This window comes from Rhizobiales bacterium NRL2, assembly GCA_001664005.1.
GTDB lineage: Bacteria > Pseudomonadota > Alphaproteobacteria > Minwuiales > Minwuiaceae > Minwuia.
On the sequence record CP016093.1, the window covers coordinates 1,310,925 to 1,328,078 of the forward strand.

Here is a 17,154-nt window from a genome sequence, read left to right on the forward strand (position 1 = left end):
GAGGCGGGGGTGACACGCCGAGTGAGTGGCGGTCCCGTAATTGGCGAATCGATCTGGCCGGTTGACCGTTTAATCGTCCCACCTCAACCGCACCCGGCATGACGCGACGGCGAGGCCGGCGACGCCGATGTCGGTGACATAGATGCTGCCGCAGTTCTCGTGCGGGCCCTCGCGGGAGCCGGTGACGACATAGAGATCGCGGAGATCGCCGCCGCCGAAAGCCACGCTGGTGACCATGGGCAGCGGAACCCGGAGGCTTTCCCGCAGCGATCCGTCCGGCTCCAGCACGGCGACGCGGCTGCCGAAGGCGACGGCGACGACGACAGCGCCGTCCTCGGCGACACACAGCCCGTCCGGATGGCCGTCCTCGAACTCGGCGAACACCGACCACTCGCCGACCCGGCCGTCGTCGACCTCGTAGACCCGCACGATGTTCCGGCGCGCATCCGAATGGTAGAGCCGCGTGCCGTCGGGCGAGAAACCCATGCCGTTGGTCAGCATGATGCCGTCGGAAACCGTCGAGGCGGTGCCATCCAGGTGAATGACATGGAGGTGTCCCGGCCGTTCGGGATCGCCGCTGAAGACCTGGAAACCGAGCGAGCCGACAAAGAGCCGGCCGGCCGCGTCGGTGGTGAAGTCGTTGAAGCCGATGGCCGTTTCGGTGATGTCCTTGTCCAGCAGGATCTCCGTGCGCGTCCCGTCGAAGCTCTTGAAGGCGATGTTGCGCCCGCCGACCACCACGCCGCCGTCGACATGATGGACCATGCCGCCGATGCCGCGGCGATGGGGGATGAGCGTCGTCACCGCGCCGTCACGGCTCAGGGCATGGACCCCGCCGTTCTGCACGTCGCTGAACAGCAGCCCGCGTTCCGCATCCCACAGCGGCGCCTCGATCAGGCCGTAGCCCGTGGCCAGTTGCTTCATGTCGCATTCCTCCCGCGCGGCATTCTGGGCGAGGGCGGCGGAGCGGGCAAAGAAAAACCCCGGAAGCGGCGCTTCCGGGGTTTCCCGTTCAGTTCGGGCCGTGGCGTCAGTCGCGCCGGCGGGGACGGCGGTCGCCGCCGCCCGAGCGCTCGCGCTGGGGCAGGGGCTCGATGCCCTCCTTCTCGATGCCGGTCTCCTGATCGACATAGCGCATCGACAGGCGCACCTTGCCGCGGTCGTCGACCTCCAGCAGCTTGACGTAGACCTCGTCGCCTTCGTTGACGACGTCGGTCACCTTCTCGGTGCGGCCTTCCTGCATCTCGGAGACATGGACCAGGCCGTCGCGGCTTCCGAAGAAGTTCACGAAGGCGCCGAAGTCCATGATCTTCACGACCTTGCCCTTGTAGACCGCGCCGGGCTCCGGCTCCGCGACGATGGAATGGATCCAGTCGAGCGCCTTCTGCGCGGCGTCGCCGTCGTTGGAAGCCACCTTCACCGTGCCATCGTCGTCGATGTCGATCTTGCAGCCGGTGACCTCGGTGATTTCCCGGATCACCTTGCCGCCGGTGCCGATGACGTCGCGGATCTTGTCGGTCGGAACCTTGATCACGGAAATGCGCGGAGCGGTTTCCTTCAGCTCCTCGCGGCCTGCGCTGATCGCCTTCGACATGCAGTCCAGGATGTGGGCGCGGCCCTCATTGGCCTGACCGAGGGCGGTCTTCATGATCTCCTCGGTGATGCCCGCGATCTTGATATCCATCTGCAGCGAGGTGACGCCCTTCGACGTGCCGGCGACCTTGAAGTCCATGTCGCCCAGATGATCCTCGTCGCCGAGGATATCGGACAGGACGGCGTGACGATCGCCTTCCAGGATCAGGCCCATGGCGATGCCGGAGACCGGGCGGCGCAGCGGCACGCCCGCATCCATCATCGCCAGCGAGGTGCCGCAGACGGTCGCCATCGAGGAAGAGCCGTTGGATTCCGTCACCTCGGAAACGATCCGGATGGTGTAGGGGAATTCGGTCTTCGACGGCATCAGCGGATGGACCGCCCGCCAGGCCAGCTTGCCGTGGCCGATTTCCCGGCGTCCCGGGCCCAGGCGGAAGCTGGTCTCGCCCACCGAATAGGGCGGGAAGTTGTAGTGCAGCATGAAGTGCTCGCGGCTTTCGCCGGCCAGCGCGTCGATGATCTGCTCGTCCTGGCCGGTCCCCAGCGTGGTGACCACCAGGGCCTGGGTCTCGCCGCGGGTGAACAGCGCCGAACCGTGCGCGCGGGGCAGGATGCCGACCTCGCATTCGATCGGGCGAACCGTGCGGGTATCGCGGCCGTCAATGCGCTGTCCGGTGTCAAGGATACCGTTGCGGACGATGTTCTTCTCGAGGTCCTTGAGCGCGGCGCCGACCGCCTGCCGGCCTTCCTCGTGTTCAGCGAGGGCGTCCTTGACCTTCTGCTTGGCCGCCGAGACGGCGTCCTGGCGGGCGGTCTTCTCGCGGATCGTGTAGGCGGCGGCGAGATCGTCGCGGGCGATGCCGGAGATCTGCTCCATCAGAGAGTCGGTGTAGAGCGGCGGCGGCGGGGCCCAGGGCTCCTTCGCGGCCGTCTCGGCCAGGTCGATGATGGCGTCGATGACTTCCTGATAGGCCTTGTGGCCGAACATCACCGCGCCCAGCATCTCGTCCTCGCTGAGCTCGTCGGCCTCCGATTCCACCATCATGACGGCGTCGACGGTGCCGGCGACGAACAGGTCGAGACGGGAGTCGGGCATCTGCTGGCGGGATGGATTGAGGACGTATTCGCCGTCCACCATACCCACACGGCAGCCGCCCAGCGGGCCCATGAAAGGCAGGCCGGAAATGGTCAGCGCCGCGGAGGCGCCCACCATCGCGGCGACGTCGGGCTCATTCTCCAGATCGTGCTGCAGCACGGTGCAGATGATCTGGGTCTCGTTCTTGAAGCCCGGGGCGAACAGCGGCCGGACGGGCCGGTCGATCAGGCGGCTGGTCAGCGTCTCGCTGTCGGCGGGCCGGCCCTCTCGCTTGAAGAAGCCGCCGGGGATCTTGCCCGCGGCGAAATACTTCTCCTGGTAATTGACGGTCAGCGGGAAGAAATCCAGGTCCGGCTTCGGGGACCTTTCGGCGACGACCGTGCAGAGCACCATGGTCTCGCCATAGGTCACCATCACGGAGCCTGTCGCCTGGCGGGCGACCTTGCCCGTTTCGAGGACCAGCTTGCGCCCGCCCCACTCGATCTCTTTTCGTTTTACCTGAAACATTCTTGCATACCTTCCTTCAGCCCCCCTGGGCTGATCCTGAAACCGGAAGGCGGGGTCCGCCCCTGCGGCCCGCGCCTGTCAGCTTTCCGATTTCCTTGCCCGGCGCGCCGGCCGGGCCGCAGCGTCAGCGGCGGATTCCGAGACGCTGAATGAGTTCGCGATAGCGCGCCTCGTCCTTGCCCCTGACATAGTCAAGCAGCGAGCGCCGCTTGGAGACCAGCATCAGCAGGCCGCGGCGCGAGTGGTTGTCCTTCTTGTGGGTCTTGAAGTGCTCGGTCAGATTGACGATCCGTTCGGTCAGGATCGCGATCTGGACCTCGGGGGAACCCGTGTCGCCGCCTTCGCGGGCAAATTCCTTGATCAGTTCCGACTTGCGTTCGGCAGTGATCGACATCGTATTCTCCATCTCGATTTCGCAGACCGGCCGTGGCCGGTCAGAGATTGAACACACGCACCGGCTCGACGAATTCCGAGCGGTAGCGGGCCAGCGCCACCGGCTTGCGGTCGTGCATCACGCACAGCAATTCCGCCTCCGGGGACGTGAAGTTGAGGACCCGGACCGGCTGACCATGACGAAGTCTGTCAGCCTGCTCACCGGTCAGGGCCAGAGCCGGGATGTCGTCCAGCGCGGTCTCGATCGGTGACAGGGCCTCAAGGCCGGCGCGCTTATCGCACAGGGAAACGAAATCATCCAGAGAAATCGCCGCGCTTTCGCGGAACGGACCCACCGCCGTGCGGCGCAGTTCGGCGACGTGGCCGCGGGCGCCGAGCGCCAGGGCCAGATCGCGCGCCAGGCTGCGCACATAGACGCCCTTGCCGGACCGCATCTCGAAGCGGCTGTGGTCCGGATCCGGGTCGTCGAGATGCACCAGGCTGTAGATCTCCGCCTCGCGGGGCGGCAGATCCGGCGGGGCGCCGGCGCGCGCCAGATCATAGGCCCGTTGGCCATTCACCTTGATGGCGGAGAAGGTCGGCGGAGTCTGCATGATCCGGCCGGTGAACGCGGTCAGCGCGGCGTCGATGGCGGACGGGCCGGGCCGGACATCGCTTTCGGCCAGAGCCTCGCCTTCGGCGTCGTCGGTCGTGGTCTGCACGCCCCAGCGCACGGTGAAGCGATAGACCTTCGTGGCGTCGTTCAGCAACGGCACGCATTTCGTGGCCTCGCCGAAAGCGATGGGCAGGATGCCGCTGGCCAGCGGATCGAGGGTGCCGGCATGGCCCGCCTTCTGCGCGTCCAGCAGCCGCCGGGCGCGATTGACCATGTCGGTGGAGGTCGGCCCCACGGGCTTGTCGAGGACCAGCCAGCCATGTACGGGCTGGCCGCGCCTACGCCGTCCCATCGTCGTCCAGGTCGCCGCGGACGGCGTCGGAGCGCAGTATCCGGTCGATGTGGTCGGCGTGTTCGAAGGTCTCGTCGCGGCGGAAGACCAGCTTCGGCGCGTATTTCAGCTTCACCGAGCGGGCGATCCGGCCGGACAGGAAACGGGCCGAGCGGTTCAGGCCGGCCAGAACGTCATCGACCTCGACGCCGCCCAGCGGTTCGACGAAGACCGTGGCGTTGCGCAGGTCGGGCGAGAGCGAAACCTCGGTCACGGTGATCGAGCGGCCGCTGACCGCCGGATCCTGTACCTCGCCGCGGTTCAGCGTTTCCGACAACGCGTGACGGATCAGTTCGCCGACACGCAGTTGCCGCGTGCCGGGCCCTTCGGACTTGTTGCGGTGATGACGCATGGGATAGAGAGCGGCCGCTGCGCGCCGGTCATGGCGCTACAGCGTCCGCTCGATCTCCTGAATCTCGTACACCTCGATCTGATCGCCGTCCTGGATGTCCTGATGGTTCTGGAAGGCAATGCCGCATTCGCTGCCTTGGCGCACTTCGGCCACTTCTTCCTTGAAGTGCTTCAGGTTGGCGATGGTGCCTTCGTGCAGCACGATGCCGTCGCGCAGCTGGCGATATTTCGCATTGCGCTTGACCGTGCCGTCCACAACCAGACAGCCGGCAATCTTGCCGACCTTGGTGATGTTGAACACCTGACGGACCTCGGCCGTGCCCAGGTTGATCTCCCTGGATTCGGGTTCCAGAAGGCCGCTCATGATGGCCTTCAGGTCGTCCGTCAACTCGTAGATGACGTTGTAGTAGCGGATATCGACGCCATCGCGTTCGGCTGCCTCGCGCGCCTGCTTGTTGGGTCGCGCGTTGAAGCCGAAGATCACCGCCCCGGCGGACTTCGCCAGGGTGACGTCGGTTTCCGTGATGCCGCCGACGCCAGCGTGGAGGATGCGCGCCTTGACCTCGTCGGTCGACATCTTCTCCGCCGAGGCCACGATCGCCTCGACCGAGCCCTGCACGTCGCCCTTGATGAGGATCGGCACCTCGGCCGCCTGGCCTTCCTTGATGGCTGACAGCATCTGCTCCAGCGTGCCGCGGCCGCCCTGCGAGGCGAGGTGGTTCTTCATGCGCCGGGCGCGGACCTCGGCCACTTCGCGGGCGCGGGATTCGCTGTCGACCACGATGAAGTCGTCGCCGGCCGACGGGGCGTCCTGATAGCCCAGCACCTCGACCGGACGGGACGGCTCGGCCGCGTCCAGACGTTCGCCGTGTTCGTCCACCAGGGCGCGGACACGGCCCCAGGTCGCGCCGGAGACGAAGATGTCGCCGACCTTCAGCGTCCCGCCCTGAACCAGAACGGTCGCCACGGCGCCGCGGCCCTGTTCAAGCTGCGCCTCGATCACCGTACCGTTGGCAGTGCGGTCGGGATTGGCCTTCAGGTCCATCAACTCCGCCTGGAGCACGATGGTCTCCACCAGCGAATCGAGGTTGGTGCCCTTCAGCGCGGAGATCTCGACGACGAGTTGCTCGCCGCCCATCTCCTCGACCACGATGTTGTGCTGCAGCAGATCCTGCTTCACGCGGCTCGGATCGGCGTCCGGCTTGTCGATCTTGTTGACCGCGATGATGATCGGCGCCCCGGCCGCCTGGGCGTGATGGATCGCCTCGACGGTCTGCGGCATGACCGAATCGTCGGCCGCGACCACCAGCACCACGATGTCCGTCACCTTGGCGCCGCGAGAGCGCATGGAGGTGAAGGCCGCGTGGCCCGGCGTGTCGAGGAAGGTGATCTTCTGGCCGTTGTCCGTGGTGACCTGATAGGCGCCGATGTGCTGGGTGATGCCACCGGCCTCGCCGCGGACGACATCGGTCTTGCGCAGCGCGTCCAGCACCGAGGTCTTGCCGTGGTCGACATGGCCCATGACCGTGACCACGGCCGGGCGCGTCTTCAGATCGGCGTCGACATCCTGCGGCGGGACGATCGCGTCCTCGACATCGGTTTCGGAGACCCGCTTGATCCTGTGGCCGAACTCCTCGATGACGAGTTCCGCGGTGTCGGCGTCGATGGTCTGGTTGATGGTCGCCATCACGCCCATCTTCATCATCGCCTTGACGACGTCGCCGCCGCGTACGGCCATGCGGTTGGCCAGTTCGCCCACGGTCAGCGCCTCGGGCACCACGACCTCGCGCACGATCCTGCCCTGAGCCTCCTGGCCGCCGCCGGAGCCCTTGGAGGACCGCTTGTCGCGGTTGGTGCGGCGGCGGAAGGCGGCCAGCGATTTCTGCTTCTCGCCGGTATCGTCGAGCGCCTGGGATATCGTCAGCTTGCCGCTGCGGCGGTTCTTGCCGCCCGGCTTGCCGCGCGCGGGCGGGCGCGCTGGCGTCGCCGCAGGGCGGCCGCCCTTGCGGGCGCGGCTGCTCTCGTCGCTTTCTGTTTCCTCGGCGGCGGCGTCGGCCGTCCTGGCCGGCCGGGGCTTGTCGGTCGCCTGCTTCGCCTTCTCTTCCTCTTCGGCCTTGCGGCGGGCTTCCTCTTCCTCGGCCTGCTGGCGCGCCTCTTCCTCTTCGGCCTTGCGGCGGGCTTCCTCTTCCTCGGCCTGACGACGCGCATCTTCCTCTTCGGCCTTGCGGCGGGCCTCGGCGGCGGCGAGCCGCTCGGCGTCCTCGCTGGCCTTGGCCTTGCGATCGGCGGCCTGCGCCTGGGCCGATTTCAGCGCCTTCGCGCGCGCGGCCTTCTCGTCCTCTGTCAGCCGCGGCAGGACGTTGCGGTTGCGCGTCTGTTCCAGACGTGAGCGGCCATCGGGCTTCGCCGGCGGCGAGGTCGCGCCCTGACGCCTGGTGATTTCCTCGCGCTCGGCGGCGCGGGCCGGATCGGCCGGCTTGGCAGCCGGCTGCTCGGACTGTGGCGCCGGGGTCTGCCGCTCGGGCTCGCGCTTCGTCGAACGCTTCTTCTTGACCTCAACCTGGACGTTGCGCGTGCTGCGGCCGCCCGAGCCCTGACGGCCCGGACTTCCGTCCGAACGTTTCTTCAGTTCCAGCCGTGCGCCTCGCGAGACGGTCAGTGTCTTCTTCTCGCCAGGTTGCTTTTGGTCAGTCATGTACGATCCGCTTTTCCGTTACCAATCTACCGGCGACCCCGAGATCAGGCTCAGCCGTTCCGTTTCACGCAGGAACATGTCGGCCAGCCGCCCCGACGCGACCGCAGCATGTACCACATTTCCCCGGCCCAAGGCCAAGCTCAATTCCTCCCGGCCGAACAGGCCGACCAGAGGCGCCGGACCGGCCAGCCTGGCCGCCCTTTCCCGGGCGGTCCCGCCGCCGTCGGCGGCGACGATCATGACCGCCGCCTCGCCCTTTCCGGCCTTGTCGGCGACCTTCTCGAAGCCCGCCGTCACCAGGCCGGCGCCGTTCGCCAGTCCCAGCAGGTCCAGGCAGCGCCGCCGGAGCAGCCGTTCCGTCAGACCCGCCAGATCCTCGGGCAGCTTCGCCTCCTCGCGGAAGGCGCGGGGAAAGGGATTTCTCCGTCCCAGCCCCTCGAAGACCTTCCGCTCGGCCGACAGCCAGGCGCCGCGGCCGGGCAGCTTCTCCTCGACGTCCGGCGTCACCACCCTGGCCGGATCCAGCACGAACCGGATCAGCCGGGCCGTCTCGCCGCTGGCGCCGCTGACGATGCAGCGCCGCTGCGGCGTTTCGCGCGCGGGCTTGCCGGTCGCCGCGTCCGGCGGATCAGACCGCCGGGGATTCCTCGTTTTCGTCGCTCTCCGCAGTCTCTTCTTCCTCGTCGGCGAACCAGTGCGCCCGCGCGGCCATGATGATCTCGTTGGCGTCCTCGACGCTCAGGTCGAATTCGCGCAGCGGCGCGTCCGCGTCGGTGACAAGCTCCTCCGATGCGAAGTCGCCCAGGTCGTCGAGGGTCTTGACCCCGGCCTCGCCGAGCTTCACCAGCATGGCCGGGGTAAGCTTCTCGATCGCAGCGATGTCGTCGTCCACGCCGAGCTCCCGGCGCTTCTCGTCCATCGCTTCCTCGAGCCGCTGGAGATGCTCCTGGGCCCGCGACGACAGCTCTTCGGCAACGTCGCGATCGAAGCCCTCGATCTCCTCCAGATCCTCCAGCGGGGAATAGGCGACTTCCTCGACGCTGTCGAATCCTTCCGCCACCAATAGCTGGGCAATCATCTCGTCGACGTCCAGAGCCGCGATGAACATTTCCGAGCGTTCACGGAACTCCGTCTGGCGGCGTTCGGATTCCTCTTCCTCGGTCAGGATGTCGATATCCCAGCCCGAAAGCTGGGAGGCAAGGCGCACGTTCTGGCCGCGTCGGCCGATCGCCAGGCTGAGCTGGTCGTCGGGCACCACCACCTCGATGCGGTTCTGATCCTCGTCCAGCACCACCTTCATCACATCGGCCGGCGCCAGCGCGCTGACGATGAAACTGGCCGGGTCGGAGGTATGCGGGATGATGTCGATCTTCTCGCCCTGCAGTTCGTTGACCACCGCCTGGACGCGGCTGCCGCGCATGCCGACGCAGGCGCCGACCGGGTCGATCGAGGAATCGTGGCTGATCACGGCGATCTTGGCGCGGCTGCCCGGATCCCGGGCCACGGCCTTGATCTCGATGACGCCGTCATAGACCTCCGGGACTTCCTGGGCGAACAGCATCGCCATGAAGCGCGGATGCGTGCGCGACAGGAAGATCTGCGGCCCGCGGTTCTCCCGCCGGACATCGTAGATGAAGGCCCGGACGCGGTCGCCGGGGCGGAAGGTCTCCCTGGGCAGCAGTTCGTCGCGGCGCAGGATCGCCTCGGCGCGGCCGAGATCGACCATGACGTTGCCGTGTTCGACGCGCTTGACCAGACCGTTGATGATCTCGCCGACGCGGTCCTTGTATTCGTCATACTGGCGGTCGCGCTCGGCATCGCGGACCTTCTGGAAGATGATCTGCTTCGCCGACTGGGCGGAGACGCGGCCGAAGTCGATGGGCGGCAGGGGCTCCGAGATCAGGTCGCCGAGCTGGGCGTCGGGGTTCATCTCCCGGGCGTCATCCAGCGAGATCTGGGTGGCCGCGTCCTCGATCTCGTCGACCGTCTCGCGCAGGCGCCAGATGCTGATGTCGCCGGATTTGCGGTCGATCTCGGCGCGGATCATGTGCTCGGCGCCGTAGGTCACCTTGGCCGTGCGCTGGATCGCTTCCTCCAGCGCCTCCATCACGATCTCCGGATCGATGGACTTCTCGCGGGCGACCGCGTCGGCCACCTGCAGCAGTTCCAGCCTGTTCGCTGTGGTCACCGCCATGATGCTGCTACTCCGTCTCTTCCGTCTTGCGGCGCGCCTTTTCGCGCGCCTTGCTTTCCTTGAGGCTCGCCTCGATCAGCCGATCGGTGAGAACCAGCTTGGCGTCCGCGATATCGTCCAGCGGCAGGGTGACCGCCGCGTCCTCCGGCCTGACGCCGTTCAGTTCCATCTTCACGGCGTCGCCGTCCAGGCCGGTCAGCAGGCCCTTGAAGCGCTTGCGGCCGTCGATCGGCTGGTGCAGCTCCACGCGGGCGTCATGGCCGGCATAGCGCTCGAAGTCCTTGCGCCGGGTCAGCGGCCGGTCGATGCCCGGCGAGGAAACTTCCAGCGAAAAGGCCTCGCTGATCGGATCCTCGACGTCAAGCAGCGCCGAGACCGCGTGGCTCACCGTCTCGCAGTCCTCGACCTCCATGCCGCCGTCCGACATCCGCTCCGCCATGATCTGCAATACGGGCCGCGCGCCGCCCGTGTAGCGGATGCGGACGATCTCGTATCCCATGCTTTCCAGTGACGGCGCGATCAGTTGCCCGATGCGGTCCGTCAGTGCCGATGTCATGAATCCGGTACCCAAAGATTGCCCAAACCGGCTGCCGACACACGCCAGAAACAAAAAAGTGGGCCCGCGGCCCACCCGATCCGACGCTCCAAGCAGCGTTTACTGGTGTAGGGCGGATAATAAGGATTTCCGCCACATCTTCAAGTGTTTCTCGTGAAGCGGAAATACAGTGGCCGGTCGCCCTTCTCCAGCGCCTTGGCCTCGTAGCGCGTCCGCCGGTGGCCGGCCGGCGGCAGCCGCCAGTCGTCGGGGCGCTCGGCGGGCCAGTCGAAGTCGGGATGGGCCAGCAGATGGCGCAGGATCCAGCGGGCGTAGTCCATGTGGTCGGTGGCGATGCGCAGATCGGCGCTTGGCTTCAGAACCCGCGCCAGGCTGTCCAGGTTCTCCCGCGAGACGATGCGCCGCTTGTGATGACGCAGCTTCGGCCAGGGATCGGGGAACAGGATGAAACAGCGGTCGACCGACGAGTCCGGCAGGCCGTCGAGCAGGGGCCTGACGTCGTCGTCCAGCAGCAGGACGTTTCCCAGCCCCTCGTCCTCGATCATGCCGAGCGTCTTGGCCACGCCTTCCAGGAAGGGTTCGCAGCCGATCAGCGTGGCCTCGGGGTGGTCCGCGGCCTGGGCCGTCAGATGCTCGCCGCCGCCGCTGCCGATTTCCAGCCACACCGGCCCGGCTGGCAGGCGCGCCGGATCGGGCGCAAGCCGGGGCAGCAGGTCGTCGATCAGCCGTTCCTGGCGCGGACTGAGCCGCTTGCCGCGTCGCCGGCCGTAGAACCGGTAGGGCGGTCCGTCCGCGCGGCCCAACTCAGGCGCAGGCGTCTTTCAGCGCGCCGACCAGATCCAGCTTCTCCCAGGTGAAGCTGTTGTCGGCGCCCGGCTCGCGGCCGAAATGGCCGTAGGCAGCGGTGCGCTCGTAGATCGGCCGCATCAGGTCCAGGTGCTGGCGGATGCCCCGCGGACTGAGGTCCATGACCTGGCGCAGCGCGCCTTCCAGCTTCTCCTCGTCAACCTGACCGGTGCCGTGCAGATCGACATAGACCGACAGCGGCTTGGAGACGCCGATGGCGTAGGACAGCTGGATCGTGCAGCGCTCCGCGAGTTCGGCGCCGACGACGTTCTTGGCCAGGTAGCGCGCGGCATAGGCGGCCGAGCGGTCGACCTTGGTCGGATCCTTGCCCGAGAAGGCGCCGCCGCCATGGGGCGCCGCGCCGCCATAGGTGTCGACGATGATCTTGCGCCCGGTCAGGCCGGCGTCGCCGTCGGGTCCGCCGATCACGAACTTGCCCGTCGGGTTGACGTAGAATTCGTCCTCCGGGCACATCCAGCCGTCGGGCAGGGCGGCGGTGACGAAGGGGCGCACCATCTCGCGCACCTCCTCCTGGCTCAGGCCGTCGGCGTGCTGGGTCGAAACCACGACCGAGGTCGCGCCCACCGGCTTGCCGCCGACATAGCGAAGCGTCACCTGGCTCTTGGAATCGGGGCCGAAAGCGGGCTGGCTGCCGTCATGTCGGGCCTTCGCCATGGATTGCAGGATGCGGTGCGAGAAGTAGATCGGCGCCGGCATCAGCGAGTCGGTCTCGCGGCAGGCATAGCCGAACATGATGCCCTGGTCGCCGGCGCCGAGATCCTTGTTGCCGGCCGAATCCACGCCCTGGGCGATGTCCATCGACTGCTCGTGCAGGTAGATCTGCACCTTGGCGTCGCGCCAGTGAAAGCCGTCCTGCTCGTAGCCGATGTCGCGCACCGCCCGCCGTGCCGTCTCCTCGATCATGTCCTCGGTGATCGACGCCGGCCCGCGGGTCTCCCCGGCGAGCACGATCAGATTGGTCGTGGTCAGCGTCTCGCAGGCGACGCGCGCGTCCGGTTCGTGCTTCAGGAACAGGTCGACGATCGCATCCGAGATGCGGTCGCAGACCTTGTCGGGATGACCTTCTGAAACGGACTCGGACGTGAAAAGATAATTCTGCCGCGGCACCGGGGCCCCTCCATTGTCGTCTGCGGGGCGTGATGCCCTTCGATTTCGATCGCTGTTTCTGGCAAGCGGAAACGGCGCGGTCAAGCGCGACCGCGCGCGTATCGCCGGCGGCCGGGCTGCCGCCTTCAGTCCTTGCCGGAGTACTGTCCGCCGATGGCCTTGACCAGTTCGAACAGCCTCTTGCGCACGGCCGGGTCCGAGATCTTGTCGTAGGCGCGCACGAACTCGAGGATCTCCCGGCGGAAGAGCCGCTCGGAATCGAAGGGGGTCTGGTCGCCCTCGGAGAGACCGGGAGCCGCCGACGGCTCGCCGTCGCCGCCCGGTGCGCCGTCGAAGAAGAACGATGGCGGGACGTCCAGAATGCGGCTGAGTTCGAACAGCCGGCTGGCGCCGATGCGGTTGGCGCCGCGTTCGTATTTCTGGACCTGCTGGAAGGTGAGGCCCAGCGCCTGGGCGAGTTTCTGCTGACTCAGGCCTTTCAGGGTCCGGCAAAGCCGCACGCGGCTGCCCACGTAGATGTCCACGGGATGCGGATTCTCAGCCAATCTGTCGTTTCCCCTTCGTGTCGTCGCCCGGCTTGGTTTCGCCCGGCGCTCTCAAAATGTCGGACCCCTTCTCCCTTTCGCTTCTATGTAGAAGCCGTGCCGTCGGGTCAAGCGAAAACCACGCCTCTAAAGAAGCTGATTAACGCTTGGCCAAGGTCTTCAAGCAATCGATGTTCTGGTATATTTGTTTCGCATTCTCAATTTCTTGCTGCCAATGCCTCGCAAAATCACGAATATTTTACCTAATGCGTCGTCGAAGCGCTACCGGAAGGTAGGTCTTCATTTCGCCGCGAAAGTAAAGCCCTCGCGGCTACCAATAAAAGAACTGCCAGGGTCGTTCCGAAGACAAGTGCATTACCGGTTTTTGCATAGAATGTCTTGGCGGCCGGCGCAGGCAGCCGCGCGTCGATCACGCCGGCGCTGTTGAGCGGCAGCGATGCGACAATTCGCCCGCGGGCGTCCACGACCGCCGAAATCCCGGTGCCGGCGGCGCGGACGAGGGGCAGGCCCTGCTCGACGGCGCGGAAGCGTGCCATGGTGAAATGCTGATCGGGACCGGTGAGTTCGCCGAACCAGCCGTCATTGGTGAGGTTGAGCAGCCATTCCGGACGCGCACCGCGGTTGCTGAGAGCGGGAAATATCGCCTCGTAGCAGATCAGCACCGATGCGGGGGGAAGGCCCGGCGGATCGAAGCGCTGGTCCTTCGGGCCGGGGATGAAGTCGCCCCGTCCCCGGGCCAGTTTCTCCAGACCCAGGAACTGCAGCAGTCCGCGCAACGGCAGGTACTCGCCGAACGGCACCAGGTGGGTCTTGTCGTAGACGGCGACGATGCGCGCCGCCGGGTCGATGGCCAGAGCCGAGTTGTGCGGCAGTTCCCGCCCGTCCCGGACCTCGACGCGCGGCGCCCCGGTGATCACCAGTCCGCCCCGGCCATCGTCCAGTGCGGCGGCGATGGCCCCCAGCGTGCGGCGGGGCTGCTCGGCGCGCGAGAGCAGGAACGTCGCCGCCGTCTCCGGCCAGATCACCAGGTCCGGCGTTCCCTCCGCGGCCGGCCGCATGCTCATCTCGACAAGCTTCTCGAAGTTCGTGCGGATCAGGTCGGGCCGCCATTTCTCGCGCTGCGGGATATTGGCCTGGACGATGCGCAACTGAACGGGCTCGGCGCGCGCGCCCGGCGCATCGAGACGCAGCGCGCCGGCGCCGGCGGCCAGTACAGCCGGAAGGATCAGAGCCAGCGCCGCCCATGTCCGGCGGCGGGGCAGAACAAGGAGCGCCGGCGCGGCGAAGGCGAGCACCGCGAGAAAGCTCAGCCCATAGACGCCGATCCAGGCGGCGGGCTGCATCGCCGCCGGGTGGAAGCCGAAGGCATAGCCCGTCAGGTTCCAGGGGAAGCCGGTCAGGACATGGCCGCGCGCGAATTCCAGCAGCGTCCATGACGCCGCCAGCGCCGCCACGCGCAGCGGACCCGGCGCGGTCAGCCGCCAGGCGGCGGTCACGGCGACTGCCGGGAACAGGGCGAGAAAGGCGGGCAGGCCCAGCAGGGGGCCCGGTATCATCCAGGCGAACTTGTCCGCCTCAACCAGGAAGGCGGATGCGGTCCAGTACAAGCCGGCGATGAAATGGCCCCAACCGAAGAACCACGCGGTCCAGAAGGCGCCCGCCATCCGCCCGAGCCGGTCGAGCAGCACCGCGAGCCCGGTGAAGGCCACGAAGCCGGCCAGAGGCAGGTCGAAGGGCGAGAAGACCAGCGTGGCGAGCGCGCCCAGCAGGAACGCCGCCGCCAGACGCAGGGGCGTGGAGAGCGTCCGCCGCCCCGCCTGCGCCGCCTGGTTCACGCCTGCGGCGGGTCGCTGCCGGCCGTTTCCGGGGCCCGGGCGGTCCGGTGCACCTTCAGCCTGTGGATGCGGCGGGGATCGGCGTCGACGACCTCGAATTCCAGGCCGCAGTCATGGCGGATGACTTCGCCGCGCTTCGGCACGCGGCCCAGGGCGACGAAGACGAAGCCGCCCAGCGTGTCGATCTCCTCGTCCTCCTTGTCGGCCAGCAGGTCGCAGCCGACGCGGGATTCGAACTCCTCCAGCTCGAAGCGGGCGTCGACGTCGATGCTGCCGTCGGGCTGCTCGATGAACAGGGGATCCGCCTCGCTGTCGTGTTCGTCGCGGATGTCGCCGACGACTTCCTCGATCAGATCCTCGATGGTGACCAGACCGTCCACGCCGCCATATTCGTCCACCACGATGGCCAGATGACGGCGGTTGGCCCGCATCTCGACCAGCAGGTCTATGACCGGTTTCGAAGGGGGCACGACCACCGGCTCGCGCAGGATGGACTGCAGGTCGACCTGGCCGGTATGGCCCCAGAACTTCACCAGATCCTTGATGTGCAGGATGCCCGCGATGTCGTCCAGATTGTCGCGGTAGACCGGCAGCCGGCTGTGCGGCGCCTCCATGTAGCGGTCCACGACTTCCTCGACGGGCAGGGAAATGTCCAGCGCCACGATGTCGGCGCGGGGAACCATGGCGTCCTCCACGCGCTTGCCGTCCAGCGCGATGATGTTGGTGAGAAGCCGGCGCTCCTCCAGGCTCAGTCCGTCGTGCTCGTCGGTATCGTGTTCCTCGAGGATCTCCTCGAGGCTCTCGCGCCAGCCATTGTCGCCGTTGCGGCCGCGGCCCAGGCCCCTCCAGATGTCGCCGAACCAGCCGCCGAGACCGGAGCCGCCCTCTTCTTGCTGTTCATCCCCGCCTTCCGCGGGGACGCTACTCGATGCGGAATCGCTCATTGCTCCTGTCCGTCAAGTTGCTGCCCGGCATAGGGGTCGGCGATGCCGAGAGAGGACAGGATGCGCCGCTCCATATCCTCCATCAACTCCGCTTCGCCGGGCGTCTGGTGATCATGCCCCAGGAGATGGAGCATGCCGTGAACCACGAGATGACACAGGTGGTCCTCGAAAGTCTTTTCCTCAAGTCCCGCTTCGCGCCGAGCCGTCTCCAGCGCCAGGGCGATATCGCCGAGCATGCCGTCATGGCCCGCCACGAGGTCGTCCTCGGCGGGGAAGGACAGCACGTTGGTGGGGCCGTCCCTGCCGCGGAACTCCGCGTTGAGACGGCCGATGGCCGCGTCGTCCATCAGCGCGACGGCGACCTCCGCCCGGCCGCCATCGCCGGCGGCGGCCCAGGCTGCGGCGGCGGCGCGCCCGATCAGGCCGGCGACGTCAGGCCAGTCGCCGCTGTCGGTAACGATGTCTGTTGCGAGTGCCGCGTCGTGGTTCGCGGCCGGCGCCACGCCCATGGTCAGTTGCCCTTGTCTTCCCTGCCGCCTTCGAACAGCTCGGGCTGGCGGGCGTAGGCGCGGACGATCTTCGTGACCAGAGGGTGGCGCACCACGTCGCGGTCGTCGAAGGTGGTGAAGGCTATCTCGTCGATGTCGGCGAGCACCTCGATCGCCTCGCGCAGCCCCGATTTCGTGCCCCGCGGCAGATCCACCTGACTGAGGTCGCCGGTGATCGCCATGCGCGAGTTCTCGCCCAGACGGGTGAGCAGCATCTTCATCTGCACCGGCGTCGTGTTCTGCGCCTCGTCGAGGATGACGAAGGCGTTGGCCAGCGTGCGGCCGCGCATGAACGCCAGCGGCGCGATCTCGATCTCGCCGGTTTCCAGCTTCTTGGCGACCTGCTCCGCCGGCAGCATGTCGTAGAGCGCGTCGTAGAGCGGCCGGAGATAGGGGTCGACCTTCTCGCGCATGTCGCCGGGCAGGAAGCCGAGCCGCTCGCCGGCCTCGACGGCGGGGCGCGAGAGCACGATGCGGTCGACCCGGCGCGCCAGCATCAGGTTCACCGCCGCCGCGACGGCCAGATAGGTCTTGCCGGTGCCGGCGGGACCGATGCCGAAGACCAGCTCGTTTTCCAGAAGATTGCGGGCGTAGTGGATCTGGTTGGGCGAGCGCGGCTGGATCGGTCGCTTGCGGGTCTGGATCACCAGGTGGCTGGCCGCTTCCGAGTCGTCGCCCAGGCGGATGGCGTCGTCGACCTCGCGGCGGCCGACCGGCCGGCCCATCTCCAGGCGTTGATAGAGTCCCTGCAGGATGCCGCGGGCGCGTTCGCAAAGCTGCGGATCGCCGCCGATGAGCACGCGGTTGCCGCGCGTGGTGAGCGAGACGCCGAGCTGATCTTCCAGGCGCACGAGATTCTGGTCGTGATCGCCGAACAGGGCGGACAGCAGCGTATTGTCCTCGAAGTCGACCATCAGGCCGCTCTGATCGCGATCCT

Annotated in this window: 16 protein-coding genes; all 16 read right to left on the minus strand. The window is 67.3% G+C overall.

What is annotated here, in order from left to right; translation table 11 throughout:
* Positions 1-69: 69 nt before the first annotated feature.
* Positions 70-924, minus strand: a complete 855-nt coding sequence (locus TEF_06015; protein ANK80398.1) for a hypothetical protein — start codon at positions 922-924, stop codon at positions 70-72.
* A 106-nt stretch (positions 925-1,030) separates the two neighbouring features.
* A complete protein-coding gene (locus TEF_06020) occupies positions 1,031-3,196 on the minus strand; it encodes a polyribonucleotide nucleotidyltransferase (GenBank protein ID ANK80399.1) in 2,166 nt (721 codons plus the stop codon).
* 124 nt (positions 3,197-3,320) lie between these two features.
* Positions 3,321-3,590 (minus strand): 30S ribosomal protein S15, encoded by a 270-nt coding sequence (locus TEF_06025; GenBank protein ANK83307.1) that lies wholly within the window; start codon positions 3,588-3,590, stop codon positions 3,321-3,323.
* Between the two features lie 40 nt (positions 3,591-3,630).
* On the minus strand, positions 3,631-4,536 hold the full coding sequence (locus TEF_06030) for a tRNA pseudouridine(55) synthase TruB (GenBank protein ID ANK80400.1): 906 nt from the start codon (positions 4,534-4,536) through the stop codon (positions 3,631-3,633).
* Positions 4,523-4,927 carry a ribosome-binding factor A gene (locus TEF_06035; protein ANK80401.1) on the minus strand — a complete coding sequence of 135 codons (405 nt, stop codon included), beginning with the start codon at positions 4,925-4,927 and terminating at the stop codon, positions 4,523-4,525. Before TEF_06035 ends, TEF_06030 begins: the two co-directional genes overlap by 14 nt.
* Before the next feature lie 36 nt (positions 4,928-4,963).
* Entirely contained in the window at positions 4,964-7,621 is a 2,658-nt protein-coding gene (locus TEF_06040; protein ANK80402.1) for a translation initiation factor IF-2, read from the minus strand.
* 18 nt (positions 7,622-7,639) lie between these two features.
* Positions 7,640-8,161: a hypothetical protein gene (locus TEF_06045; protein ID ANK80403.1), complete on the minus strand. Its 522-nt coding sequence runs from the start codon at positions 8,159-8,161 to the stop codon at positions 7,640-7,642.
* Positions 8,162-8,249: 88 nt separating this feature from the next.
* On the minus strand, positions 8,250-9,815 hold the full coding sequence (locus tag TEF_06050; protein ID ANK80404.1) for a transcription termination/antitermination protein NusA: 1,566 nt from the start codon (positions 9,813-9,815) through the stop codon (positions 8,250-8,252).
* 7 nt (positions 9,816-9,822) lie between these two features.
* Positions 9,823-10,371: a ribosome maturation factor RimP gene (locus TEF_06055; GenBank protein ID ANK80405.1), complete on the minus strand. Its 549-nt coding sequence runs from the start codon at positions 10,369-10,371 to the stop codon at positions 9,823-9,825.
* Between the two features lie 140 nt (positions 10,372-10,511).
* Positions 10,512-11,174 carry a tRNA (guanosine(46)-N7)-methyltransferase TrmB gene (locus TEF_06060; GenBank protein ID ANK80406.1) on the minus strand — a complete coding sequence of 221 codons (663 nt, stop codon included), beginning with the start codon at positions 11,172-11,174 and terminating at the stop codon, positions 10,512-10,514.
* Between the two features lies 1 nt (position 11,175).
* Positions 11,176-12,345, minus strand: coding sequence for a methionine adenosyltransferase (locus TEF_06065; GenBank protein ID ANK80407.1), 1,170 nt, complete (start codon positions 12,343-12,345; stop codon positions 11,176-11,178).
* Between the two features lie 125 nt (positions 12,346-12,470).
* Positions 12,471-12,890, minus strand: coding sequence for an XRE family transcriptional regulator (locus TEF_06070; GenBank protein ANK80408.1), 420 nt, complete (start codon positions 12,888-12,890; stop codon positions 12,471-12,473).
* A gap of 242 nt (positions 12,891-13,132) precedes the next feature.
* Positions 13,133-14,725 carry an apolipoprotein N-acyltransferase gene (locus TEF_06075; GenBank protein ANK80409.1) on the minus strand — a complete coding sequence of 531 codons (1,593 nt, stop codon included), beginning with the start codon at positions 14,723-14,725 and terminating at the stop codon, positions 13,133-13,135.
* On the minus strand, positions 14,722-15,669 hold the full coding sequence (locus TEF_06080; protein ANK80410.1) for a hypothetical protein: 948 nt from the start codon (positions 15,667-15,669) through the stop codon (positions 14,722-14,724). The genes TEF_06075 and TEF_06080 overlap by 4 nt, the downstream gene beginning before the upstream one ends.
* A complete protein-coding gene (locus TEF_06085) occupies positions 15,666-16,178 on the minus strand; it encodes an rRNA maturation RNase YbeY (GenBank protein ID ANK80411.1) in 513 nt (170 codons plus the stop codon). Before TEF_06085 ends, TEF_06080 begins: the two co-directional genes overlap by 4 nt.
* A 2-nt stretch (positions 16,179-16,180) precedes the next feature.
* The gene (locus TEF_06090) at positions 16,181-17,131 is read right to left on the minus strand and encodes a phosphate starvation-inducible protein PhoH (GenBank protein ID ANK80412.1); all 951 of its coding nucleotides are present in this window, start codon (positions 17,129-17,131) and stop codon (positions 16,181-16,183) included.
* Positions 17,132-17,154 lie beyond the last annotated feature (23 nt).